The 21,497-nt window shown below is 35.9% G+C and carries 15 protein-coding genes and 2 pseudogenes; 11 read left to right on the forward strand and 6 right to left on the reverse strand.

Features of this window, described 5'->3' with window-relative positions; translation table 11 throughout:
* Positions 1-117: 117 nt before the first annotated feature.
* Positions 118-1,504: pseudogene (gene glmM, locus LZ575_RS00210) on the forward strand (phosphoglucosamine mutase).
* On the opposite strand, the gene LZ575_RS00215 reads toward glmM, so the two are convergent.
* Complete coding sequence (locus LZ575_RS00215; RefSeq protein WP_235327484.1) at positions 1,501-2,406, reverse strand: lysophospholipid acyltransferase family protein; 906 nt, start codon at positions 2,404-2,406, stop codon at positions 1,501-1,503. The pseudogene glmM and the gene LZ575_RS00215 sit on opposite strands and share 4 nt — an antisense overlap.
* Before the next feature lie 52 nt (positions 2,407-2,458).
* Between LZ575_RS00215 and LZ575_RS00220 the strand changes: the two genes are divergently transcribed.
* On the forward strand, positions 2,459-3,106 hold the full coding sequence (locus tag LZ575_RS00220) for a rhomboid family intramembrane serine protease (protein WP_235327486.1): 648 nt from the start codon (positions 2,459-2,461) through the stop codon (positions 3,104-3,106).
* A 51-nt stretch (positions 3,107-3,157) separates the two neighbouring features.
* A complete protein-coding gene (locus tag LZ575_RS00225; protein WP_311195907.1) occupies positions 3,158-3,730 on the forward strand; it encodes an SIMPL domain-containing protein in 573 nt (190 codons plus the stop codon).
* A 177-nt stretch (positions 3,731-3,907) separates the two neighbouring features.
* On the opposite strand, the gene LZ575_RS00230 is transcribed toward LZ575_RS00225, so the two are convergent.
* On the reverse strand, positions 3,908-5,023 hold the full coding sequence (locus tag LZ575_RS00230) for a TlpA disulfide reductase family protein (RefSeq protein WP_235327488.1): 1,116 nt from the start codon (positions 5,021-5,023) through the stop codon (positions 3,908-3,910).
* Positions 5,024-5,152: 129 nt separating this feature from the next.
* Here LZ575_RS00230 and LZ575_RS00235 point away from each other — a divergent pair, with 129 nt between their 5' ends.
* Positions 5,153-7,528: a GAF domain-containing protein gene (locus tag LZ575_RS00235; protein WP_235327490.1), complete on the forward strand. Its 2,376-nt coding sequence runs from the start codon at positions 5,153-5,155 to the stop codon at positions 7,526-7,528.
* On the opposite strand, the gene LZ575_RS00240 is transcribed toward LZ575_RS00235, so the two are convergent.
* Positions 7,520-8,704 (reverse strand): Pycsar system effector family protein, encoded by a 1,185-nt coding sequence (locus LZ575_RS00240; protein ID WP_235327492.1) that lies wholly within the window; start codon positions 8,702-8,704, stop codon positions 7,520-7,522. The two genes, LZ575_RS00235 and LZ575_RS00240, sit on opposite strands and share 9 nt — an antisense overlap.
* Before the next feature lie 55 nt (positions 8,705-8,759).
* Between LZ575_RS00240 and LZ575_RS23025 the strand changes: the two genes are divergently transcribed.
* A complete protein-coding gene (locus tag LZ575_RS23025) occupies positions 8,760-10,790 on the forward strand; it encodes a metallophosphoesterase (protein WP_311195908.1) in 2,031 nt (676 codons plus the stop codon).
* A gap of 50 nt (positions 10,791-10,840) precedes the next feature.
* Complete coding sequence (locus LZ575_RS23030; protein ID WP_311195910.1) at positions 10,841-12,487, forward strand: hypothetical protein; 1,647 nt, start codon at positions 10,841-10,843, stop codon at positions 12,485-12,487.
* Positions 12,488-12,623: 136 nt separating this feature from the next.
* Here LZ575_RS23030 and LZ575_RS00250 read toward each other — a convergent pair whose 3' ends face one another.
* The 3 genes from LZ575_RS00250 to LZ575_RS00260 all read right to left on the reverse strand — a co-directional run bounded on the left by LZ575_RS00250 (position 12,624) and on the right by LZ575_RS00260 (position 14,438).
* Positions 12,624-13,511: a mechanosensitive ion channel family protein gene (locus LZ575_RS00250; protein ID WP_235327494.1), complete on the reverse strand. Its 888-nt coding sequence runs from the start codon at positions 13,509-13,511 to the stop codon at positions 12,624-12,626.
* A gap of 22 nt (positions 13,512-13,533) precedes the next feature.
* Entirely contained in the window at positions 13,534-14,025 is a 492-nt protein-coding gene (locus LZ575_RS00255; protein WP_235327496.1) for a Dps family protein, read from the reverse strand.
* Between the two features lie 95 nt (positions 14,026-14,120).
* The gene (locus tag LZ575_RS00260; protein ID WP_235327498.1) at positions 14,121-14,438 is read right to left on the reverse strand and encodes a phosphoribosylpyrophosphate synthetase; all 318 of its coding nucleotides are present in this window, start codon (positions 14,436-14,438) and stop codon (positions 14,121-14,123) included.
* A gap of 339 nt (positions 14,439-14,777) precedes the next feature.
* Between LZ575_RS00260 and rfbB the strand changes: the two genes are divergently transcribed.
* The 5 genes and pseudogenes from rfbB to LZ575_RS00285 all read left to right on the forward strand — a co-directional run bounded on the left by rfbB (position 14,778) and on the right by LZ575_RS00285 (position 21,495).
* On the forward strand, positions 14,778-15,863 hold the full coding sequence (gene rfbB, locus LZ575_RS00265; protein ID WP_235327500.1) for a dTDP-glucose 4,6-dehydratase: 1,086 nt from the start codon (positions 14,778-14,780) through the stop codon (positions 15,861-15,863).
* Positions 15,864-15,923: 60 nt separating this feature from the next.
* Complete coding sequence (locus LZ575_RS00270; protein ID WP_235327502.1) at positions 15,924-17,369, forward strand: lipopolysaccharide biosynthesis protein; 1,446 nt, start codon at positions 15,924-15,926, stop codon at positions 17,367-17,369.
* 292 nt (positions 17,370-17,661) lie between these two features.
* The gene (locus LZ575_RS00275; protein WP_235327504.1) at positions 17,662-18,660 is read left to right on the forward strand and encodes an SDR family oxidoreductase; all 999 of its coding nucleotides are present in this window, start codon (positions 17,662-17,664) and stop codon (positions 18,658-18,660) included.
* 45 nt (positions 18,661-18,705) lie between these two features.
* Positions 18,706-20,015: pseudogene (locus LZ575_RS00280) on the forward strand (nucleotide sugar dehydrogenase).
* 85 nt (positions 20,016-20,100) lie between these two features.
* Positions 20,101-21,495 (forward strand): nucleotide sugar dehydrogenase, encoded by a 1,395-nt coding sequence (locus LZ575_RS00285; RefSeq protein ID WP_235327506.1) that lies wholly within the window; start codon positions 20,101-20,103, stop codon positions 21,493-21,495.
* Positions 21,496-21,497 lie beyond the last annotated feature (2 nt).

Below are 21,497 nucleotides of genomic sequence, written 5' to 3' on the forward strand. Positions count from 1 at the left end.
TCAGCTTCAGAATAAGGAAAGTTTGTTGCATTAGATCAAGCCTTGTATCTTTGTTTCACAATTACCCAAAGCACCTCAGGTTATATGTGGTGCACTATAAAACAAAAACTAAAATTCATGACCTTAATAAAATCTATTTCAGGAATAAGAGGAACAATAGGAGGTAGACCTTCAGAAAACTTAACCCCTATAGACGCGGTAAAATTTGCCGCTGCGTATGGTTCCTGGCTCAAGAAGGAAACTAATAGTGAAGATCTGCGGGTGGTAATTGGTAGGGACGCAAGAATTTCAGGTTCTATGATACAAGAACTGGTAATGAACACCCTTATTGGCTTAGGTATTAATGTGATTGATTTAGGACTTTCTACTACACCAACAGTTGAAGTTGCTGTGACAATGGAAAATGCAGATGGAGGAATTATTTTAACTGCCAGCCATAATCCTAAACAATGGAATGCTTTAAAACTTTTAAATAACAGAGGAGAATTTTTGAATGGAGATGATGGCAAAAAAAATTCTCGAATTGGCCGAAAGTGAGAATTTTGATTTTGCCGAGGTGGATGACCTGGGAAAGATTAGAGAGGAGAAGGATTATATTCAACGTCATATTCAGGAGGTACTTAAACTGAAATTAGTAAATTCTGATCTTGTAGCAAAGGCAAAGTTCAAAGTAGTAGTTGATGCTGTTAATTCCACTGGTGGTATTGCAATTCCCGCTTTACTGAAAGAAATGGGAGTGGAAGTAGTGGAGTTATACTGTGAACCTAATGGTCATTTTCCTCATAACCCTGAACCTTTAAAAGAGCATCTGGGTGATATATGCAAATTAGTTAAAGAAGAAAAAGCAGATCTCGGTATCGTTGTAGACCCCGATGTTGACAGACTCGCAATTATAGATGAAAAGGGAGAGATGTTTGGGGAGGAATATACCCTCGTGGCGTGTGCCGATTATGTGCTTAGTAAAACCCCTGGTTCAACCGTAAGCAATTTATCCTCTTCCCGGGCTCTCAAGGATCTTACACAGCAGCACGGTGGTACTTACCAGGCAAGTGCTGTGGGTGAGGTTAATGTGGTGGAGCTTATGAAGAAAACTAATGCTGTTATTGGAGGAGAGGGAAATGGAGGTATAATATATCCTGAAGCACACTATGGACGTGACAGCCTTGTTGGAGTAGCCTTGTTCCTCACATATTTGGCAGAAAGGAAAGAAAAAGTTTCTAAAATAAAGGAAGGCTATCCCGCTTACTTTATGAGTAAAAATAAAATTGAGTTAACTCCTGATATTAATGTAGATGAAATTCTGGAAAAAGTGAGAGAACATCACAGTAGCGAAGAAATTTCTACAGTTGATGGAGTGAAAATTGATTTTCCTGAAAACTGGGTGCATCTAAGAAAATCTAACACAGAACCTATCATTAGAATATATACTGAAGCTAAAACCCAACAGAAAGCAGATGATCTTGCTGAAGAAATGATAAGGGAAATAAAGGAAATTGCTTTTTAATCTATAACAATAGCCTTATTATTAGTATTTAAAAACCGATGTTTCCATCGTTTGTGGGTCCATAAATAAAATTGGGGTGAACTTTTTATTTGTTTTTCAAGATGTTCGAAAAATGTTTTAGTGATTTTAAACTCTGGTTCTTCCTTTGGATTATCACTTATAGTTACAAAAGATGCCTCGTAAAAGCCCCTTTTTAGCTTTTTTACCTGCAAATAAACTACAGCCATGTCTAAGTCCTTTGCAAGTTTTTCAGATCCAGTATATACAGGGACTTTTATACTTAAAAAATCCATCCAGTATTTAGCTCTTTCAATTTTAGGAGACTGGTCGGCTACCATTCCGTAGACTCCGCGGATTCCATTCTTCTCATTGGCTGTTATTGTTTTTGTTGCCTCTACTGTGGGTATTAAAACTCCGTCGTACCTTCCTCTTATATCTTTTGCCAATTTATCGAAGTAAGGATTTTTGACTTTTTTGTAGATGCCAAATCCACGATAATTTATCCCGTACAACTGTAGTGCATTCATCCATTCATAGCTGGCATAATGGCCACACATCAGGATTATACTTTTGTTCATTTTCCTTAATCGATGAATTTCTTCTATATTGGTAAAAACGAAGCGCCTTTTAAGCTCTTCATTTGAAATAGAAATGCTCTTGATCATTTCCAGGAACATATCACACATATGGTGGTAAAACTTTTTCCGTATCCTATTTATTTCTTCTGAAGGTTTTTCGGGAAAGACCAACTGTAGATTTTCAGTAACTACTTTTTTTCGGTAACCTATTATATGGTAAACCAGAAAAAAAACCGCATCAGAAACTTTATAAAAAACAGGAAAAGGGAGTTTGGAAATTAGCCAGAGGAGGGGGTAAACTATCCGGAAAACTAAGAGCTGCATGAAAACCATTTTGGCAAATATATGGTATATTTGGCACTAAACTTTAGCATCCATGGGAGATTTGAGTCTCATTACAATCATAATTATTGCTGTAAATATTTTAGTTTCATTTAAAGGCTTTAAGGACAGGGCCTTCTTTGAGAAGTATAAATTCAACGTAGGAGATATCAATCGGGGCGCTAAATATCAAATTTTTAGCTCTGGCTTTCTTCATGTGGATACTTCACATCTCTTTGTGAATATGCTTACCTTATATTTTTTTGCTAATGTGGTTATTTATGATTTAGGATCGTTCGGTTTTGTAGTAGTTTATCTTTCCAGTTTAATATTAGGAAATCTTTTGAGTTATTACTTCCATAAAAATGAATCTTCTTATACAGCTGTGGGAGCTAGTGGAGCAGTAATGGGAATATTGTATTCTGCTATTTTATTACGGCCAGATATGATGTTGGGTTTATTTTTTATTATCCCAATTCCCGCTTATGTATTTGGAATAGGTTACCTTCTATACACTATTTACGGGATGAAGAGAAGACTTGGCAATATAGGTCATGACGCGCATTTTGGTGGAGCAGTAGGTGGATATGCATTAACTCTCGTACTGGCACCCTGGATACTTCAACTCCATCTTCTTATGGTTATTTTACTGGCAATTCCTATAGTTATATTATTCGTTCTTCAAAAAATGGGGAAAATTTAGCGCAATTGGTATTCTTATTGCTACTGCTGCTTAAAATAATAATATAATACCATGAAAAAAGCCCTCTTATTTATCGCCATTTGCAGTACATTCATACTTCAGGCGCAGCAAATCTCTCCTTCACAACCTATGGTAACTACAAATGGTGAAGGAATAGTAAAAGTAGTTCCAGATCAGGTTCTGATTAAATCCCGGATAGAACATGAAGGAAAAGACCCTCAAGAAGTAAAAAAGAAAAATGATGCTGTAGTAAATGAAGTTATAAAATACTTAAAATCCCAGGGGATCTCAGAAAAAAATATTCAGACAGACTATATAAATTTGAACAAGAATTATAACTATGACAACAAAACCTATAGTTATGTTGCTAATCAGGCCATTTCGATAAAACTTGACAACCTAAAGAATTACGAAAAAATCATGAGCGGGCTTCTTGAAGATGGTCTAAATAGGATTGATGGTATTGAATTCAAATCTTCTGAGATGGAAAAACATAATTCAGAAGCGAGAAAAAGAGCAGTCTTAGATGCTAAAGCAAAAGCGGAAGAACTTGCAGGGGCTTTGGATCAAACTGTGGGAAAGGCCTTTTTAATTAATGAAATTGAAACTGGTTACCCCCAGTAGGTTTACAGGATGGAGATGATGAAGTCTAGTGCTGATGGTTCACAGGAAACTATAGCCCCCGGGGAAATGGAAGTCAAAGCAAAAGTAAGTGTGAGTTTTTTATTAAATTAAAGAACCACTATAAAATAGAAAAGCCACGATTGTCGTGGCTTTTTTATTTTTATTCTTCCGGTGAGCTTATTCCCCCAGTAATTCTTTTACCTTATTTTCAAGATCCTCCCCCCGAAGGTTTTTTGCCACAATAATTCCGTTTTCATCAAGGAGAAAAGCAGCAGGTATTGCTCTTACATTGTAAAGTTGTGCAATTGGTTCCTGCCAAAATTTCAGATGAGAAATTTGTGTCCAGGTAAGATTGTCTTCTTGTATTGCCTGTAACCATCTATCTCTTTGATCTTCACGATCCAAAGAAACTCCGATAATATTGAAACCTTTATCGTGGTATTTATTATAGACATTAACAATATTTGGATTTTCCAACCTGCAGGGACGACACCAGGCAGCCCAAAAATCTATTAAAGTTAGTTTTCCCAGAGATTCACCCAGAGAGATTTCTTCTCCATCTGGATTTGGTCCCGAAAATTCCGGTGCTTTGCTTCCAATATCAACTGCTCCTGTTCGATCAATGTTTTCTTTCACTGCCACTGCAAAGGAGGTTTGCTTTACTTCATCTGTAAGCATATTGAAATGCTCCCTTACAACCTCATTTGGAACCCGCATACTTTGCATATCGGTTAAAACAAGTGCAGAGACAAAGGAACCAGGATTTTCACGAATTAGATCTTTTTTAAACTGAAGATCTTTTTCTCTAAGGGAATCTTCTTTTTGTTGATATACGGAGATCCTGGACATATCATTTGAGTTACCCATTTCTTCCCTCATTTGTCCTCTTAAGGCCATTGCATTTTTGCTTAAATCCTTTATTTGACTTACATATTTTTGAAAAGTTTCATTTTCCTTACCACCCTTTACTTTTGAAGCCATTAAGCTGTCCTTATATACTTCAATGTCAATGGTTTCATTTTCGGCTATGTACATTACATTGCCTACATGTCCATTAATCGTCAGGAAACTTAAATGTGGTTGATCCACATCTTCAAAGTCAATTTGAAATTTCTCATCCTGTACTGCAACAGAATCAATTATTGTAGGCTGGTTTACCTGGTCTAATTGGGATACGTAGATCATTTTTCCATTTTCTACCCCTTCAGCAGTACCGCTTATAGCATATCCTTCCAGATCCTCTCCACATCCTGTGAGAATCAACATTATAAAAACAGCAAATATTTGCTTCATATCTTTAAATTTTGTGCAAAAATACATAACTCCTAGGGAATCAATGCAAGTTTATAAATAATTGTTAATTTCAGCCTCTATCATTTTGAAGGCTAAAAGAAAGATTAAATTTATCGAATATTACCCAATATGAAGAATCAGCTTAAAGATTTTCCATTAGATATAAAGATCAGTTTCCACAGGATCATTGAGCAATATCAAGAACAGTTGAAACGGGAACAAAGCAGTATTGCCAGGAAATATATGGAAGACGTATTAGATTATGTTTCCTCATTTCCTAAGCTTACAGAAGGCCTTGATGATCCGCAGGAATTAAAGAAATATCAGGATCCAATTAGAATTCTATTGGATGACCTTTTTCCAGGGATCCTTACTAACAATGAGATAAAGGCAGCCTCACTTCCATTTCACAATATAATATTTAATTCTTCTAAAAGATTTAAAGCTATCCTGGCCGAAGCCGGGGAAGATTATACTCTAGAAATGAGGAACATGGACGAATCCATGTACTACATTTTTGGATGCATTATAATTCTCAACCATCATTATGGGTATGAAATCGATTTCTCCCGACCAATGTATTATGATATTCCTGATGAAAACGGAATACTAAAACATTACAGACTCGCTCTTAATGCCGATTTCATAGATATAGAACCAGGAGAGAATGCAATAGAAATTACGGAAAAAGATGTAGATCAACTTATTCAAAATATAGATGATGTGGATCTATGGAAGGAAAAATTTCCTCCCCGAAGCTGGATTTTTAGAGGGTTTACCATTATTAACCTTACCGATGTTACTGTAGACGATGCTATTTCAGAATTGAAAACAACGCTTCTACACCAGGAAACTTCAGATAAAGATGAACTTTTAAAGTTTCAGGAAATCTTTAGATCCATTTATAAAATTCCCGATCTTAGAGTAGGGTACACTGTCTACAATAAAAGGGAAATGGTTTTTGAAAGAATGAATAGTAGAGAGGCTCAAAGTTTTATTCTTCATCAACAACTCGTGAGCGATTGTAAGACAGGTATTTGTGAAAAATCCTTTCAAAAGCTTTTGGAAGAGCAGGCTTATTTTACTATATCCAATGTAAAATCGTATGCCAAAAAAACAGGTAACAACCTTCTCTCACAAAATTTACAGAAGAGTAAAGTTAAAAGCTGTATCCTGGCCCCGATTGCAAATGGAAATGAATTAATGGGGGTCCTGGAATTAGTTTCTTCCCGTAAAAACGAGTTAAATAGTATAAATGCGATAAAGCTGGATGAAATTTTGCCCTATATCGTGACCTCCATGGAACGCAATAGAAGCGAATTTGAAAACAGGATAAAAGCGGTAATACAAAGTGAATGTACTTCAATCCATCCCAGTGTATTGTGGATTTTTGAAAGAGAGGCAAAGAGGTTTATTAAAGACCTCGATGAGGATGGGCTGGCCTCATTTAAAGATATTGCATTTAAAGATGTATATCCTTTATATGGGCAAATTGATATTGTGGCCTCCTCTGAAGCAAGAAATTCTGCTATTCAAAAGGACCTAATTCAACAACTGGATATGCTGGAAGAAATTATTGATAAAGCTTTCCAGGAGGAGGGGCTTCCTATTTATGATCAGGTAAGGTACAGGATTATTGAATTTAAAGATGATCTCGAAGAAAACCTGAATGCTTCCAGTGAACAAAAGGTTTTTAATCTTCTGCAGAAAGAAGTGAATCCAATTATGGAGCACGTAAGTAAACAATCTGAAGAACTAAAAAAGCTAGTAGAGGAATACCAATCCAAGCTTAATCCTGAAACAGGTGTAGTGTATCAACTTCGGAAACATTACGATGAAACTGTACAAAGGATCAACAGGACTATGGCCCGGTATATTGACAGGAAACAAGTAGAGGCCCAGAGAATTTATCCGCATTATTTTGAAAGATATAAGACAGATGGGGTTGATCATAACATGTATATTGGTGCAGCACTAACTTCTAACAGGCCATTTAATATGGTTTATCTTTATAACTTAAGGCTGTGGCAACTAAGCACTATGTGCGAAATGGAAAATCGATTTTACCAAATTCAAAAATCGACTCCCATAAAACTGGATGCTGCTTCCCTCATACTTGTTTTCAATAATACCCTGTCTATAAGGTACAGGATGGATGAGAAAAAATTTGATGTTGACGGGACCTATAATGCCCGTTATGAGATCATCAAAAAAAGGATTGATAAAGCTTTTATAAAGAATACAGAAGAGAGAATTACACAAAAAGGTAAAATTGTTATTGTGTATTCCCAGGGAAGTGATGAACGGGAATATTTGAGGTATGTAAAATACCTACAAACAAAAAAATATCTTGGTGAAGAAGTAGAACTTCTCGAACTTGAAGACGTGCAGGGCGTAGTAGGTCTTAGGGCTATAAGAGTCGATATTCTTTACACTCCAGATGAAAAAGAGCCCGATAAAACGATAAATTACGAGGGATTGGTGGATTATCTTGAACTACATTAGATAAAAAGCGATTACAAAGCTTATTACAGAGATAATAATGCCTATCATAAAGACGGTATAGGTGATACGCAGTAAGAGATACTTCCTTTGAAGTACTTTTCCCAGTAAGTGCAGGTCAAGCATCAAAGACTCATAAACATAATCTTTGTCTTTTATTATTTCGTTAATTCCCCATTTAAACTGTTCAAATGGCATTTTGTGAAAATTTCCAAAGAATAAAAGATTTACTTCCCTATTCTCGACCTGCTCCTTGGTAAATTCTCCTGAGGTAACATTTGGCCTTGTAGACATAATCGATAGAATAATAGAAGCTACACTAAAAACTACTAATATAAGGGTGGGAATAAGTAGATGTTTATTAGTAACAGCATCTAATTTTGGAATAATATTAGCGAGCGCAAGGGAAATAATTATCGCATTTACAGATAGAAGGATGTTAGCTTTAGTATCAGCAATTTCACTTAAGGTAATGTGATTACGTAATGTAACCCTGAACATTGTTTGAATACTACGTTCTGGATTATCATTTTTATAATTAGCCTTAAGTTTTGCTTTAGTTTCTTCCTTTTTAAGCTTCTCTTGTTTTTTATTTTTCTTTTCCAGAAGTGCTGAAAGATTGTGATCCTTCATGGGCTTCCAGTTTTTAGTAGCGTAATCAGTGTAAAATGAATGCTTCTCGGTAAAAAGTTTAATGTTTTCTTCCACCCATTCTACAGCAGAAAAATTTTTAATATTCAATAATTGCAGTTCCTGGCGTAAAAATTCACTGGTTTCATCAAAATACTCTTTGGCCAAATGAGAACTATCTGCATCCCGAATTATTTTAGCCAACTCATCCCGTGGGGGATCATCAAATTTAGTAGCCTTAATGCAATTTACAACCATATCAATTGTTTCCGGGTCGGCATTATTTCGTTCTAAAAAGCTTCTCGCAATTTTTACACTTTCCTCCTCGTGACCTTGAAACTTTACAGTATATCCGGTGTCATGCAGCCATGCGGCAAGCAATAGAGCTTCTTCTGCTTTAACATTTATTTCGGAATTCTCGATTAATTCTTTAGTACTTTTAACCACTCTTTGTGTGTGGTTGTAGTTGTGATAAATGTAAGAGTTTGACAATTTTTCTTTGAATAATTCAAGTACGAAATTATCTGCTTTAGCTATTAAATCGGTCATTAAATATGAATATTGGTCACGCCAAATTACAAAAAAAAACATCCTCAGAATTTTCATGAAAAAAAATAACATATTTCTAACGTTCCTGGTTCTTATCCTCCTTTATGGCTGTGCCACTACAAAACCAAAATACCGGGACGGTGAACCAAAAGAAGATTTTGGTTATCCTCACGAGAAGGAAATCGATAAATCATTTTATTTATTAGGAGACGGCGGTTATTCCTTACCGGGAGGAACTTCTAAAGGTTTAGTTGCATTAAAAGATTATATGGATTCGGTCAAGGTGAAGGATAATTACACCATGTTTATGGGTGATAATATTTATCCTGTTGGAATGCCCGAAGAAGGTGCTCCAACCCGTGAAGAGGCAGAATATCGCCTGGATGCCCAGCTGGATGCAATTGAAAAATATGATGGGAATGTCATTGTTATACCGGGAAATCACGACTGGTATAACAAGGGAATTCCCGGGCTGGAAAGACAGGCTGGGTATCTTCAGGAAAAGCTTGGAGATCAACTCATCTGGACCCCGGAAATTGGATGTGGTATGGAGATCATTGAGGTGAGTGATGATATCCAGCTAATAGTAATTGATTCGCAATGGTACCTTACAAATTGGGACAATCATCCTCTTGTAAATAAAGATTGTGCCGAAATTAAGACCAGGGAAGCAATGTTCCTTGAGGTAGAATCTGAACTTAAGAAAAGTCAGAATAAAACAGTTATTATTGCTTTACATCATCCGTTATATACTAATGGGGTGCATGGTGGTCAGTACAATTTTAATCAGCATATATATCCATCTCAAAAAAAGATTCCTGTACCAATATTAGGATCTTTGGCCTCCTTAATTCGTACAACGGGAGGTGTCTCTATTCAGGATGCTCAAAATGAGCGTTATAAATCAATGGTTCAAAGACTGGAGACGATTGGAAAGGATGCTGAAAGACTTATTTTTATATCAGGACACGAACATTCCCTTCAATATATCCAAAATGGAAATATTAAACAAATTGTTTCTGGTGCAGGTTCCAAAGGAACTTACGTCTCTTTAAGTAATGATGGGTTATTTGCATATGGAGATCAGGGTTTTGCCGTCTATGATGTTTTTAAAGATGGATCTTCCTGGGTGAGTTTCTACGGAAATGAAAACAATAAGGCGAAGTTACTTTACCAAAAAGAAGTACATCCGGCTCCGGCAGGTTATGATATCTCTAATTTACCTGAAGAATTTCCAGAAACTGTTACCACTTCCATTTATCCGGAAGAGGAAACAGATAAAGGAGATTTCTTTAAAACCGTGTGGGGGGAGAGGTACAGAGAACTTTATGGAACTCCTGTTAATTTGAAGGTTGCAAATCTTGACAGTCTTTATGGAGGGCTGGAACCTATGAGAATGGGAGGAGGGCACCAAACCATTTCTTTGCGGGTCAAGGATAGTCTTGACAGGGAATATAATCTAAGAAGAATAAGGAAAAGTGCTGTGCAGTACATCCAGGCAGTTGCATTTAAGGACAGGCCTGTAGAGGAAAAGTTTGAAAACACCATTGCTGAAGATCTTTTGAATGATCTTTACACGGCCTCTCATCCTTATGCCTTTCTTGCAATCCCTACCATGTCTTCTGCTTTAGGTATTTATCATACGAATCCTGAAGTTTTTTACCTTCCCAGGCAGAAGGCCCTTGAAAAATACAATGCTGTTCACGGAGATGCAGTGTATATGATTGAAGAACGTCCTGAAGAGAATTGGATGGGAAAGGAAAGTTTTGGAAAACCTAACCATGATATTCAAAGTACATCGGGTATGTTTGAGCGCTTGCGGCGGGATGAGAAATACAGCCTTAATGAAGAAGCTTATGTGCGGGCAAGGATCTTTGATATGCTCATTGGAGATTGGGATAGGCATCAGGATCAATGGAGATGGGCTGAAATTGAAGATGAAGAAGGAAACCGAACTTTTGAACCCATTCCAAGAGATCGCGATCAGGTTTTTTCAAATTTTGATGGTGCTTTCTTTGGAACCCTTCGTGCCCTGGCTACTTCTCCAAACAGTTTGCAGTTTATGGAGATGATATTAAGGACGTAAAATGGTTTAATATTGCTGCAATAGGCTTAGACAGGGAATTAACTCAAAATGTGGGGAAAGATACCTGGATTAATCAGGCAAAATTTATTCAGGAGAATCTAACAGATGAAGTTATAGAAGAAGCATTTTCAAAACTACCTGAAGAAACCAGGGGAGAAGCTACAGATTTCATAATTAAAAGTTTAAAAGGAAGAAGAGAGAATCTAGTTGATATTACCGAAAGATATTATGATCATATGGCAACTTTAGCCGTAGTCACAGGTACAGATAAAGATGATTATATAGAAATTACCCGATTAGAAAACGGGCAGACGAAAATTGTGGTTTCTAGAATTAAAGATGGAGAAAAAGCTGATCTAGTAAGTGAAAAAACATATTTCAAAAAAGAAACAAAAGAAATATGGGTTTATGGATTAGATGACGACGACATCTTTGAAATTAAAGGAGATCCTTCAGGTGAGTTAATATTTCTTCGGGTCATTGGTGGCCATAATAATGATATTTACCGGATAGCCGATAACAGTGGGAGAAGGGTTAAAATTTATGACCATGGCACCAGGCCAAATACTATAGAATCAAAGGGACAGGCTAAAATACGTTTCAGGAATAATTACGAACAAAATACTTTTGATAAAGATAAAAAGGTATTTACTTCGGGTACGCTCACTCCCGGATTTGGGTATAATCCAGATGATGGATTTAAAATTGGAGTTCAAAGTTCCTTTGTGGTAAATGGTTTCAAAAGAAACCCATTCACTGCAAAACATACTTTTGCTGCAGGATATTATTTTGGAACTAATGGCTTTGATCTTGGGTACACTGGTGAGTTCGCTTTAATTTTGGGAAATTATAATTTACGGGTTGGAGCAAATTACACCAGTCCAACTTTTGCAACAAACTTTTTTGGGTTTGGTAATGAGACTCCTAATTTTGATGATGAACTGGGTCTGGATTATAATAGGAGCAGGGTGAGCAGGATTGAAGCACGGGCCGGGTTTGTAAGACAATCTCCTTTTGGAAGTTTCTTTTCTTATATGGCTTCTTTTGAAGGTATAAAAGTCGATGAGACTGAAGGGAGATTTTTAGACGAAGAATTTAATCCTGAAGATCCTGATTTTTATGAGAGAAAATATTTTGCTGGACTTGAAGGAACTTACAGGTATGAGAGCTATGATAATACGCTCAACCCTACCAGGGGGATGAAATTTGAATTAGCACTTGGAGGAAAATTGAATACTCAGGACGTTGGCAGAAACTTTGGGTATGTAAAACCCTACTGGGAGTTTTTTAATGCCCTGTCCCGAAATAGAAAACTGGTACTTAATTCAAGGGTGCAGGCTCAGTTTAATATTGGGGATGATTATGAATTCTATCAGGCGGCAGTTCTTGGTGGCAATACAGGATTAAGAGGATATAGGTTGCAAAGATTTGCAGGGAAAACAGCCTTTGCTGCAGGAGGAGATCTTAGATATAGCTTTAATCAATTTAAAACTTCTTTTCTACCATTTCAAATTGGAGTTTTTGGAGGTTATGACATAGGCCGGGTTTGGGCCGAAACTTTAGAGAGTAACCTGTGGCATGATAGTTACGGTGGAGGTATCTGGATAAACAGTGCAGAGGCAGTAAATGGGACCTTTAGTTTATTTAGGAGTGAAGAAGGTTTAAGGTTTTCCTTTGGATTTGGCCTTAACTTCTAAAAGCCCAATAACTAATTTTCATAACATCTTTAAGATAGATTGAATAAAAAGGTGGCACGAGAGCCGCCTTTTTTATTCAATCGTAAATTTCTCTAAAGAAAACCTGAAGTAAATGAATCAAATTTACTGAGGCAAACTATTTTTCGGGATCAGGTTTATTAATTGACAGTTTGTTCGTAAAATCTATAGTCCTTATAGGGAATGGGATATTAATATCGTTGGCGTCAAATGCTTTTTTAAGTGCAATTATGGCAGCATTTTTAGCTATTAAAACATCTTTCTTCTTCGTGGCATTAACCCAAAATCTAACCACAAAATTTATAGAACTGTCTGCAAACTCATTGAACATAAATTCGATTTCCTCAGTACCATTTTGAGGAAAAAGCTCTGCCATTGTTTTTTTGGTGAGGTCCTGCACGAATTCAAGATCTGAATTATAAGCAACTCCACAATCAAGCATTACCCGCGACCTTGGTGTACGAGAGTAATTTTTAAAAGCGCCTTCTATAAGCTTGGAATTGGGTATAACAACATAATTATTGTCTGCCTCTTTAATAATGACACAACGTAAAGTGATATCAGTAACAAAACCTGCATATCCTTCGGCTTCAATCCAGTCGCCAATTTGTAGTTCAGGTATAAAACTTAAAATTACTCCTGAAAAAGTATTATTCAACGTGCCCTGCAAGGCAAGGCCTATTGCCAGACCCACAACTCCTGCACTGGCAAGTACAGTAGTTAAGACTTTATCCAGGTTTAAAAGGCCAAGAGCAATGAAGAAACCTACCAGGATTATTATAACCTTTAAAACTTTTACAGTTATTTCTCGAATTGAATCCTGCCTCACTTTGAATCGTAAAAGCCTGTCTACAATCCTGGCAGCATATTTTGCAATAAAAATAAAAAGTATAAAAACAATAATAGCCAGGATGAAATTTGGCAGACTCAGGATTATAGAATCCATCCATTCCGCTAATTTCTTCCAAAGGTTATTAAATGAATTCCTAAGGTTAAATTCCTCCAAATCTTCGTTTTAATTATATGGATTAAGTCGGTTTATGATTTTCACTGGTTTTCATTTTCCAGGCATCTAACATCCAGCTAGTTTTTTCGAGCTCTCTAATGTAAGCTCCTATCAGGTCTATTGTACCCTCGTCTTCCCCGCTCTCGGCTGTTTTAACGACTTTTCTCATTTGAGTAAGTAAAGTTCCGTGATCCTTCAGCAGGATTTTAATCATTTCTGAATCAGAAATATCTGATCGGGATTCTTTTAAATTAGATGCTTCCAGGTAATCTGTTAAATTACTGGTAGGTTGAAACCGGAGAGTAAGAATTCTTTCTGCAATTTCATCTACTTTTAATTTTGCATCATCATATAATTCTTCAAATTTTTCGTGAAGATCGAAAAAGTTTTTACCAATTACATTCCAGTGAAAATTTCTTAGCTTTTGATAATAAAGATGATAGTCAGCCAAAAGGATGTTTAATTCTTTTACTGTTTCAGCAGTCGCTTTTTCATCTAATCCTAAATAACTCATAGTTTTTATTTATTAAAAGTTTAATTTCTATACAAAATTACGATAGCTGGTCTGGTTTAAAAAACCACTATCCTCTTTTAGTACAAGTTTAACTGCTAAATAGGCCTGTGCTTTTTTAGATCTAATTTGTCAAGCATCTTTTTGGATACCTGGCCACTGCTTATTCCATAACCGTCAACTAATACCCCTTTTTTTCCTCCTTCAGTAGAAATGGCATATAAGATTGCATTGTCATCTGGGCTGCTTGGACCTTCAAATCGTAAGACTTTGTCCACGTTAAATTCTTCAACACTAAAAGTTTCCTTTTCACTTTTAATTTCTATTTGGTCATCAAGAAGATTAAAATCATATTCATAACCTTCTTCTAATTTTAGCTTGTTAATAGCTTGCGATAATGTGCCGTAATCTTTCATTTGAATAAATATTATTAGGTATTCAAGGTACTCTCATTGTAGAGGATTTCCAATTGAAAAACCTTGTTTAGTATAAGTTTAACGCGGGTTTATGGCTTATCCTCCCTATTAGATTTGGTAAAAAAACCAAAAGGAATGGCTAAAAACAGGAAGAAGTACCAGCCTGTGATTAAACCAAATATTGTTATTGCTGCTGCTATAATATAGAACCAATAGGATTTTAAGAATTTCATACTACTAAATTGTGCGATTTCAAGATAATACTTTAGAGCATTATAAGAAATATAAATTGAATTGATACTTTTGCTGAAATTAAATTAAATATGTGTCTGGCAGATTATGAAGTGTAGCCGGAGCAAAAGTAAAATAAAGGATGAACAGAAAAATTCTCATAACCTAGTGGTGCTCGATTTTATAGGTTCTCATGTGGTCAGGCTCTTTGTAACCAAATATCCTGATTATCAAATTTTTAATTTGGATGCTCTTACTTATGCCGGGAATCTGGAGAATCTTAAGGATATTGAAGATGCTAGTAACTACACTTTCATAAAAGAAGATATAAATGACGCTGCAGTGTTGAAAGAGCTATTTCTTCAGCATAAATTCGACAGTGTCATCCATCTGGCGGCAGAATCCCATGTTGATCGTTCTATTACAGATCCTTTATCATTTGTGAAAACAAATATTATAGGTACCATGAATCTTCTAAATGCAGCCAAAGATTTGTGGAAGGATAATTATGAGAACAAACTTTTCTACCATATAAGTACCGATGAAGTCTACGGAACTTTGGGAGAAACAGGATTTTTTAATGAAGAAACTGCATACGATCCCAATTCTCCTTATTCTGCTTCAAAAGCAGGATCAGATCATTTTGTTCGGGCATATGGGGAAACTTATGGTTTGCCATACATTATTACTAACTGTTCAAATAATTATGGTCCTAATCAATTTCCGGAGAAATTAATTCCTCTTTTTATACATAATATAGTGCAAAATAAAGCTTTACCAGTTTATGGGGATGGTAATTATACCCGTGACTGGCTATACGTAGAGGACCATGCAATAGCCATTGATTTAGCCTTTCATAAAAGCGAGGTAAAGAATACTTATAATATAGGTGGTTTTAATGAGTGGAAAAATCTTGAGCTTGTAAAGCTACTATGTACTGTTATGGACAAAAAACTTAACAGGGAAAATGGAAGTTCACAAAAACTAATCACTTTTATCAAAGACCGCCCTGGCCACGACAAACGATATGCAATCGATGCAACGAGAATCAATAAGGAATTAGGGTGGAAACCTTCTGTTACTTTTGAGGAGGGGCTTGAAAAAACAGTAGACTGGTATCTTTCAAATGAGGAATGGTTGCGCAATGTTACATCAGGAAAATATCAGGAATATTACGAGGAGCAGTATAGGTAGAAAAATCACATTAGGTAGTCAAATCATAAATTCAAGATTTGATTATAAAATCTAAAATTTATGTCATTAAAGAAAACTGCGATTACAGGTTTGATATGGACTTTTAGTCAGCAGTTTGGGAATCAAATGATAGGATTTGTGGTTTCTTTAATTCTTGCAAGGATATTACTTCCCGAAGAATTTGGATTAATAGGAATGATTGCAATCTTTGTAGCTTTAGGGAATCTTTTCTCCACTGCAGGACTTTCGCAGTCTTTAATAAGGAGTAGTGACTTTAATCAGGAGGATTATTCCACTGTTTTTTTCTTTAATCTCGCAGCGAGTATTTTAGCGTACTTTCTTCTGTTTTTTTCAGCTCCATTAATTGCTTCGTTTTACTCAAAACCCATTCTTATTCCTATCGTAAGAGTGCAGGGGCTAAGCTTTATTTTTTCTGCGTTTGCTACAGTACAACTTGCAAGATTAACGAAAGAAATGGATTTTAAGACCCAAACTTTGGTAGCCATTCCAGCAGCTATTTTTGGAGGCATTGTGGGGGTAGTTATGGCTTATACGGGATATGGAGTGTGGAGTTTGGTTGGGAGTAGTTTAATAACTACTGCTGTAAGCACAACACTTTTGTGGATCTATTCAGGCTGGATGCCAAGTCTTATTTTTAATGTTCAAAAATTTAGGGAACATTTTTCTTTTGGTTATAAATTAACTGTTTCCGGTTTTTTAAATAAAATATTTGACAATATTTATCTAATTGTCATAGGGAAATACTTTACTGCTGCGCAAGTTGGTTTTTATTCCCGTGCAGAAACCACAAAGCAACTACCTGTAACCAACATTTCAGTGGCTCTTAACAGGGTGACCTACCCTCTCTTTGCTAATATTAAAGATGATAATATAAGACTGAAACGGGTATATAAGCAACTAATGCAAATGGTTGTATTTGTTGTAGCACCTGTCCTGGTTATATTAGCTGTTCTTGCCGAGCTAGTTTTTCGATTTTTATTTACTGAGAAGTGGTTGCCAGCTGTTCCATATTTTCAAATTTTATGTGCCATAAGTATATTATATCCTATACATGCTTATAATTTAAATGTATTGAATGTAAAAGGGAGAAGTGATTTGTTCTTAAAACTAGAAATTTATAAAAAAATATTAATTGCCGCGGCTATTGTGGTTACTCTAAAATTAGGAATAATAGCATTATTGTATGGTCAGGTGGTAGTATCTATTTTCGCTTTTTTTATAAATACCCACTATACAGGAAAATTCATTGACTATTCGGGTTTTGACCAAACAAAAGATATTCTTCCCATTCTATTTTATGCAGCATTATCAGGGGCTGTTGTTTTTTTTATAGATACTTATACATTATTGAAATTTGGTGATATTGTGAGAATTCTGGTAGGTGGATTTATTGGTCTGGGAATTTATTTAGGAACTGCACACCTTTTTAAGAATAGTAGTTTTCTGGAGCTGCTCAATTTATTTCAAAAGCGAAAACCCTTGTAGTCATCCAGCTATTGGAATTGATCCTATAACACAGGTTTACTTTTGGGGAGAAGTAAAATGATGATTAACAATTTTCATTTGAGTAAGTAGGCAGGAGAAGTATGATTAAGTGCAAATTAATTTATTCATTTTGACTCCTGTTTCTATAAAGCAATTAGATTTGAAAATCCCTGCGTGAAAAAGGATTAGTTTCAATTGGGGTACTGATTTTACAATTCTTTAAGAGTTCAAAAGGAAACGCTTGTTTAAGAAGTGTTATATTTGCCCCTGAATTTGTTAAAATAAAATATTAATGGTTAAAGAACGATTTCCCCAATTAAGTTCTTCAAAAGTTTTAGTTACTGGTGGTGCAGGTTTCATAGGTTCTAATCTTTGTGAAACCCTGCTTGCATTAGAGGCAGAAGTTATTTGTCTTGATAACTTTTCTACTGGAAAAAAAGAAAATCTTTCCATCTTTATAGATAATCCTCGTTTTACTTTAATAGAAGGTGATATTCGGGATCTGGGCACTTGTCATGAAGCAGCCAAAGGAGTGGATTTTATTCTACATGAAGCAGCTTTAGGTTCTGTTCCCCGTTCTCTAAAAGATCCAATTACTTCTAATGATGTAAATGTCTCTGGATTTCTTAATATGCTTGTAGCAGCAAGGGATGCTAAAGTTAAAAGATTCATTTATGCTGCCAGTTCTTCCACATATGGAGATTCAGAAAATCTACCAAAAATTGAAAATGTTATTGGGAAACCTCTTTCTCCTTATGCGATAACAAAATATGTAAATGAATTATATGCAGAAATTTTTAAAAACGCATATGATCTGGATACAATTGGCTTGAGATATTTTAATGTTTTTGGCCGAAAACAAGATCCTAATGGTGCCTATGCCGCTGTAATTCCCAAATTTGTAATTCAATTAATGAACTATGAATCACCAGTTATAAATGGGGACGGAACTTACTCCAGAGATTTTACATATATTGATAATGTTATACAAATGAATCTTCTGGCGCTCACAGTAGAATCGGGTGATGCCTTAAATGAAGTTTACAATACCGCTTTTGGTGATAGAACTAATCTTCTTGAATTAACAAGCCTCCTCAAAGAATACCTTTCTGAATATGATTCTAAAATAGCAGAAGTTCCTATTAAACATGGTCCAAATCGCCCTGGGGATATTCCTCACTCTCTTGCTTCAGTAGAAAAAGCTAAATCGAAATTAGGATATGATCCACAGTATGATATTAGAACTGGTCTAAAGGAAGCAGTAAACTGGTACTGGAATAATTTACAATAAAAAAGAGTTATTAAATTGTCATTTTAGGTAAACGAAGAAATAATAATGAACAAAGAAATAAAAATTGCAGTTATAGGCCTGGGATATGTTGGACTTCCTCTCGCCCGGTTATTTTCTACAAAATTTCCCGTTATTGGTTTTGATATTAACCAGGCAAGGGTTAATGAATTACGGAACGGTCACGACAGTACCCTGGAGGTTGAGGATGATCTTTTGCAGAGTGCCCTTTTAGCCGCACATCCAGATAATTCGTCTTCAGAAGACTGGAGGGAAAATGGTTTATGGTGTACAACAAACATTGAGGATATACAGAATTGCAATTATTATATCATTACTGTACCAACACCTGTGGACAAAAATAACCGTCCCGATTTAACACCGCTATACAAAAGTAGTGAAACTGTGGGTAAGGTTTTAAAAAATGGAGATATCGTCATCTATGAGTCTACTGTATATCCAGGAGTAACAGAAGATGAATGCATACCTGTGCTGGAGAGAGTAAGTGGATTAAAATTTAATGAAGAATTTTTTGCAGGTTATTCACCAGAACGTATAAATCCGGGAGATAAAGAACATACTGTAGAGAAGATTTTAAAAGTTACTGCAGGATCTACTCCCGAAATAGGCAAAAAAGTAGATGAATTATATGGGCAGGTCATTACTGCTTAGGTACTCACCTGGCTCCAACGATTAAAGTAGCAGAGGCAGCAAAGGTTATAGAGAATTCACAGCGGGACATCAACATAGCCTTCGTTAACGAATTGGCTAAGATCTTCAATATGATGAATATTGATACTCAGGATGTATTGGAAGCTGCCGGGACCAAATGGAATTTCCTGCCATTTAAACCAGGTCTTGTTGGAGGACATTGTATAGGTGTTGATCCTTATTACCTGGCTCAAAAGGCACAGGAAATAGGATATCATCCCGAAATTATTCTTGCTGGAAGGAGAATGAATGACAGTATGGGCCAATATGTGGCGGCTGAAGTTGTAAAACTAATGTTGCAGAATGACATAAGAGTAAAAGGTGCGAAAATTCTCGTTATGGGAATAACCTTTAAAGAAAATTGTCCAGATGTAAGAAATACAAAAGTGGTGGACGTGATAAAGAATCTAAGAGAATATGGTCCGGAAGTAATAATTTATGACCCTTTGGCCAATCCTGTCGAGGTTAAACACGAGTATGGATTGGAAACTACCAGAACCTTACCAGATACAGACTTTGATGCAATTGTACTTACTGTCGCACATCAAGAATTTCTCTCTCAGGATCTCGAAATTTTGAAGAAACCAAATGCGGTTGTTTATGATGTTAAAGGTGTTTTAGGCGATAAATGTGATAGGAAATTATAGTAGTAATAAAAGAGCGAGTTAAAAATTGTATACCCCCATCTGTTCAGATTCATCTTAAGGAGAAAGCAGATTTTAAATTTAAAAAATGGAAATAAAAAATATCTGTTGTATTGGAGCTGGCTATGTAGGAGGTCCTACCATGGCCGTTATTGCACAAAAGTGTCCTAAAATACAGGTTACTGTAGTAGACATTAATGAAAAAAGGATCGCCGCCTGGAATGATGAGGATGTAAATAATATTCCAATATACGAACCAGGACTTTCAGATATCGTTAAGGAAGCAAGAGGAAGAAATTTATTTTTTTCCACAGATGTTGACGGTGCAATAGAGAAAGCCGACATGATTTTCATTTCGGTTAATACACCAACCAAAACTTATGGTATTGGTAAAGGAATGGCGGCAGATTTAAAATATATCGAGCTTTGTGCAAGACAAATAGCCAGAGTTGCCAAGAATGATAAAATTGTTATTGAAAAATCAACTTTACCAGTTCGAACCGCTGCTGCCTTAAAAGAGATCCTCGATAATACAAGCAATGGCGTTAAATTTCAAATCCTTTCAAATCCTGAATTCTTAGCAGAAGGTACAGCGGTAGAAGATCTTATGGCTCCGGACAGGGTTCTTATTGGAGGAGATATAGACACAGCCGAAGGTAGGGATGCTATGCAGGCATTAGTGAAAGTATATTCCAGCTGGGTTCCCAGGGAGAATATTTTGACTACGAATGTTTGGTCTTCTGAATTATCTAAACTTACAGCAAATGCTTTTCTTGCTCAAAGGGTTTCCAGTATTAATGCGATGAGTGAATTGTGCGAAAAGACTGGGGCTGACGTTAATGAGGTCGCTAAAGCAGTTGGTATGGACTCTCGAATAGGTTCAAAATTTCTAAAATCTTCTGTTGGATTTGGTGGATCTTGTTTCCAGAAAGATATTCTTAATCTGGTCTATATTTCAAAAAGTTTTGGCTTAAATGAAGTGGCCGATTACTGGGAACAGGTAATAACAATGAATGATCATCAAAAAAGAAGATTTGCAGCAAAAATTGTTCAAACTCTTTTTAATACTGTCGCCGGAAAAAAAATAGCCATGTTAGGTTGGGCCTTTAAAAAAGATACTAATGATACCCGTGAATCTGCCGCAATTTATGTAGCAGATTACTTACTTAATGAGCAGGCAGAAATTGTAGTGTATGATCCAAAAGTGAGGGCAGAGCAAATTTATGCTGATCTTGATTATCTGGGAACCAGGAGTGAAGCGGAGAATCGCAATCTCCTTAAGGTTGTATCTACTCCTCAACAAGCTTGTGAAGAGGCACATGCTATTGCGGTTTTAACTGAGTGGGATGAATTTAAAAACCTTGAGTGGGAAAATATCTATAAAAATATGTTAAAACCTGCCTTTTTGTTTGATGGTAGAAGGCTTCTCAATAAAAAAGAATTGGATAATTTAGGTTTTGAAACCTTTGTAATAGGTAACTAATT

Source organism: Antarcticibacterium sp. 1MA-6-2 (genome assembly GCF_021535135.1).
Classification (GTDB): domain Bacteria; phylum Bacteroidota; class Bacteroidia; order Flavobacteriales; family Flavobacteriaceae; genus Gillisia.

What these genes read in the sequence shown, in the direction of transcription:
- LZ575_RS00215 (WP_235327484.1), bottom strand. Translation starts at nt 2,406, where the DNA reads ATGCAGCTCTTAGTTTTCCGGATAGTTTACCCCCTCCTCTGGCTAATT.
- LZ575_RS00220 (WP_235327486.1), top strand. Translation starts at nt 2,459, where the DNA reads ATGGGAGATTTGAGTCTCATTACAATCATAATTATTGCTGTAAATATT.
- LZ575_RS00225 (WP_311195907.1), top strand. Translation starts at nt 3,158, where the DNA reads ATGAAAAAAGCCCTCTTATTTATCGCCATTTGCAGTACATTCATACTT.
- LZ575_RS00230 (WP_235327488.1), bottom strand. Translation starts at nt 5,023, where the DNA reads ATGAAGCAAATATTTGCTGTTTTTATAATGTTGATTCTCACAGGATGT.
- LZ575_RS00235 (WP_235327490.1), top strand. Translation starts at nt 5,153, where the DNA reads ATGAAGAATCAGCTTAAAGATTTTCCATTAGATATAAAGATCAGTTTC.
- LZ575_RS00240 (WP_235327492.1), bottom strand. Translation starts at nt 8,704, where the DNA reads ATGACCGATTTAATAGCTAAAGCAGATAATTTCGTACTTGAATTATTC.
- LZ575_RS23025 (WP_311195908.1), top strand. Translation starts at nt 8,760, where the DNA reads ATGAAAAAAAATAACATATTTCTAACGTTCCTGGTTCTTATCCTCCTT.
- LZ575_RS00255 (WP_235327496.1), bottom strand. Translation starts at nt 14,025, where the DNA reads ATGAGTTATTTAGGATTAGATGAAAAAGCGACTGCTGAAACAGTAAAA.
- LZ575_RS00260 (WP_235327498.1), bottom strand. Translation starts at nt 14,438, where the DNA reads ATGAAAGATTACGGCACATTATCGCAAGCTATTAACAAGCTAAAATTA.
- rfbB (WP_235327500.1), top strand. Translation starts at nt 14,778, where the DNA reads ATGAAGTGTAGCCGGAGCAAAAGTAAAATAAAGGATGAACAGAAAAAT.
- LZ575_RS00270 (WP_235327502.1), top strand. Translation starts at nt 15,924, where the DNA reads ATGTCATTAAAGAAAACTGCGATTACAGGTTTGATATGGACTTTTAGT.
- LZ575_RS00275 (WP_235327504.1), top strand. Translation starts at nt 17,662, where the DNA reads ATGGTTAAAGAACGATTTCCCCAATTAAGTTCTTCAAAAGTTTTAGTT.
- LZ575_RS00285 (WP_235327506.1), top strand. Translation starts at nt 20,101, where the DNA reads ATGGAAATAAAAAATATCTGTTGTATTGGAGCTGGCTATGTAGGAGGT.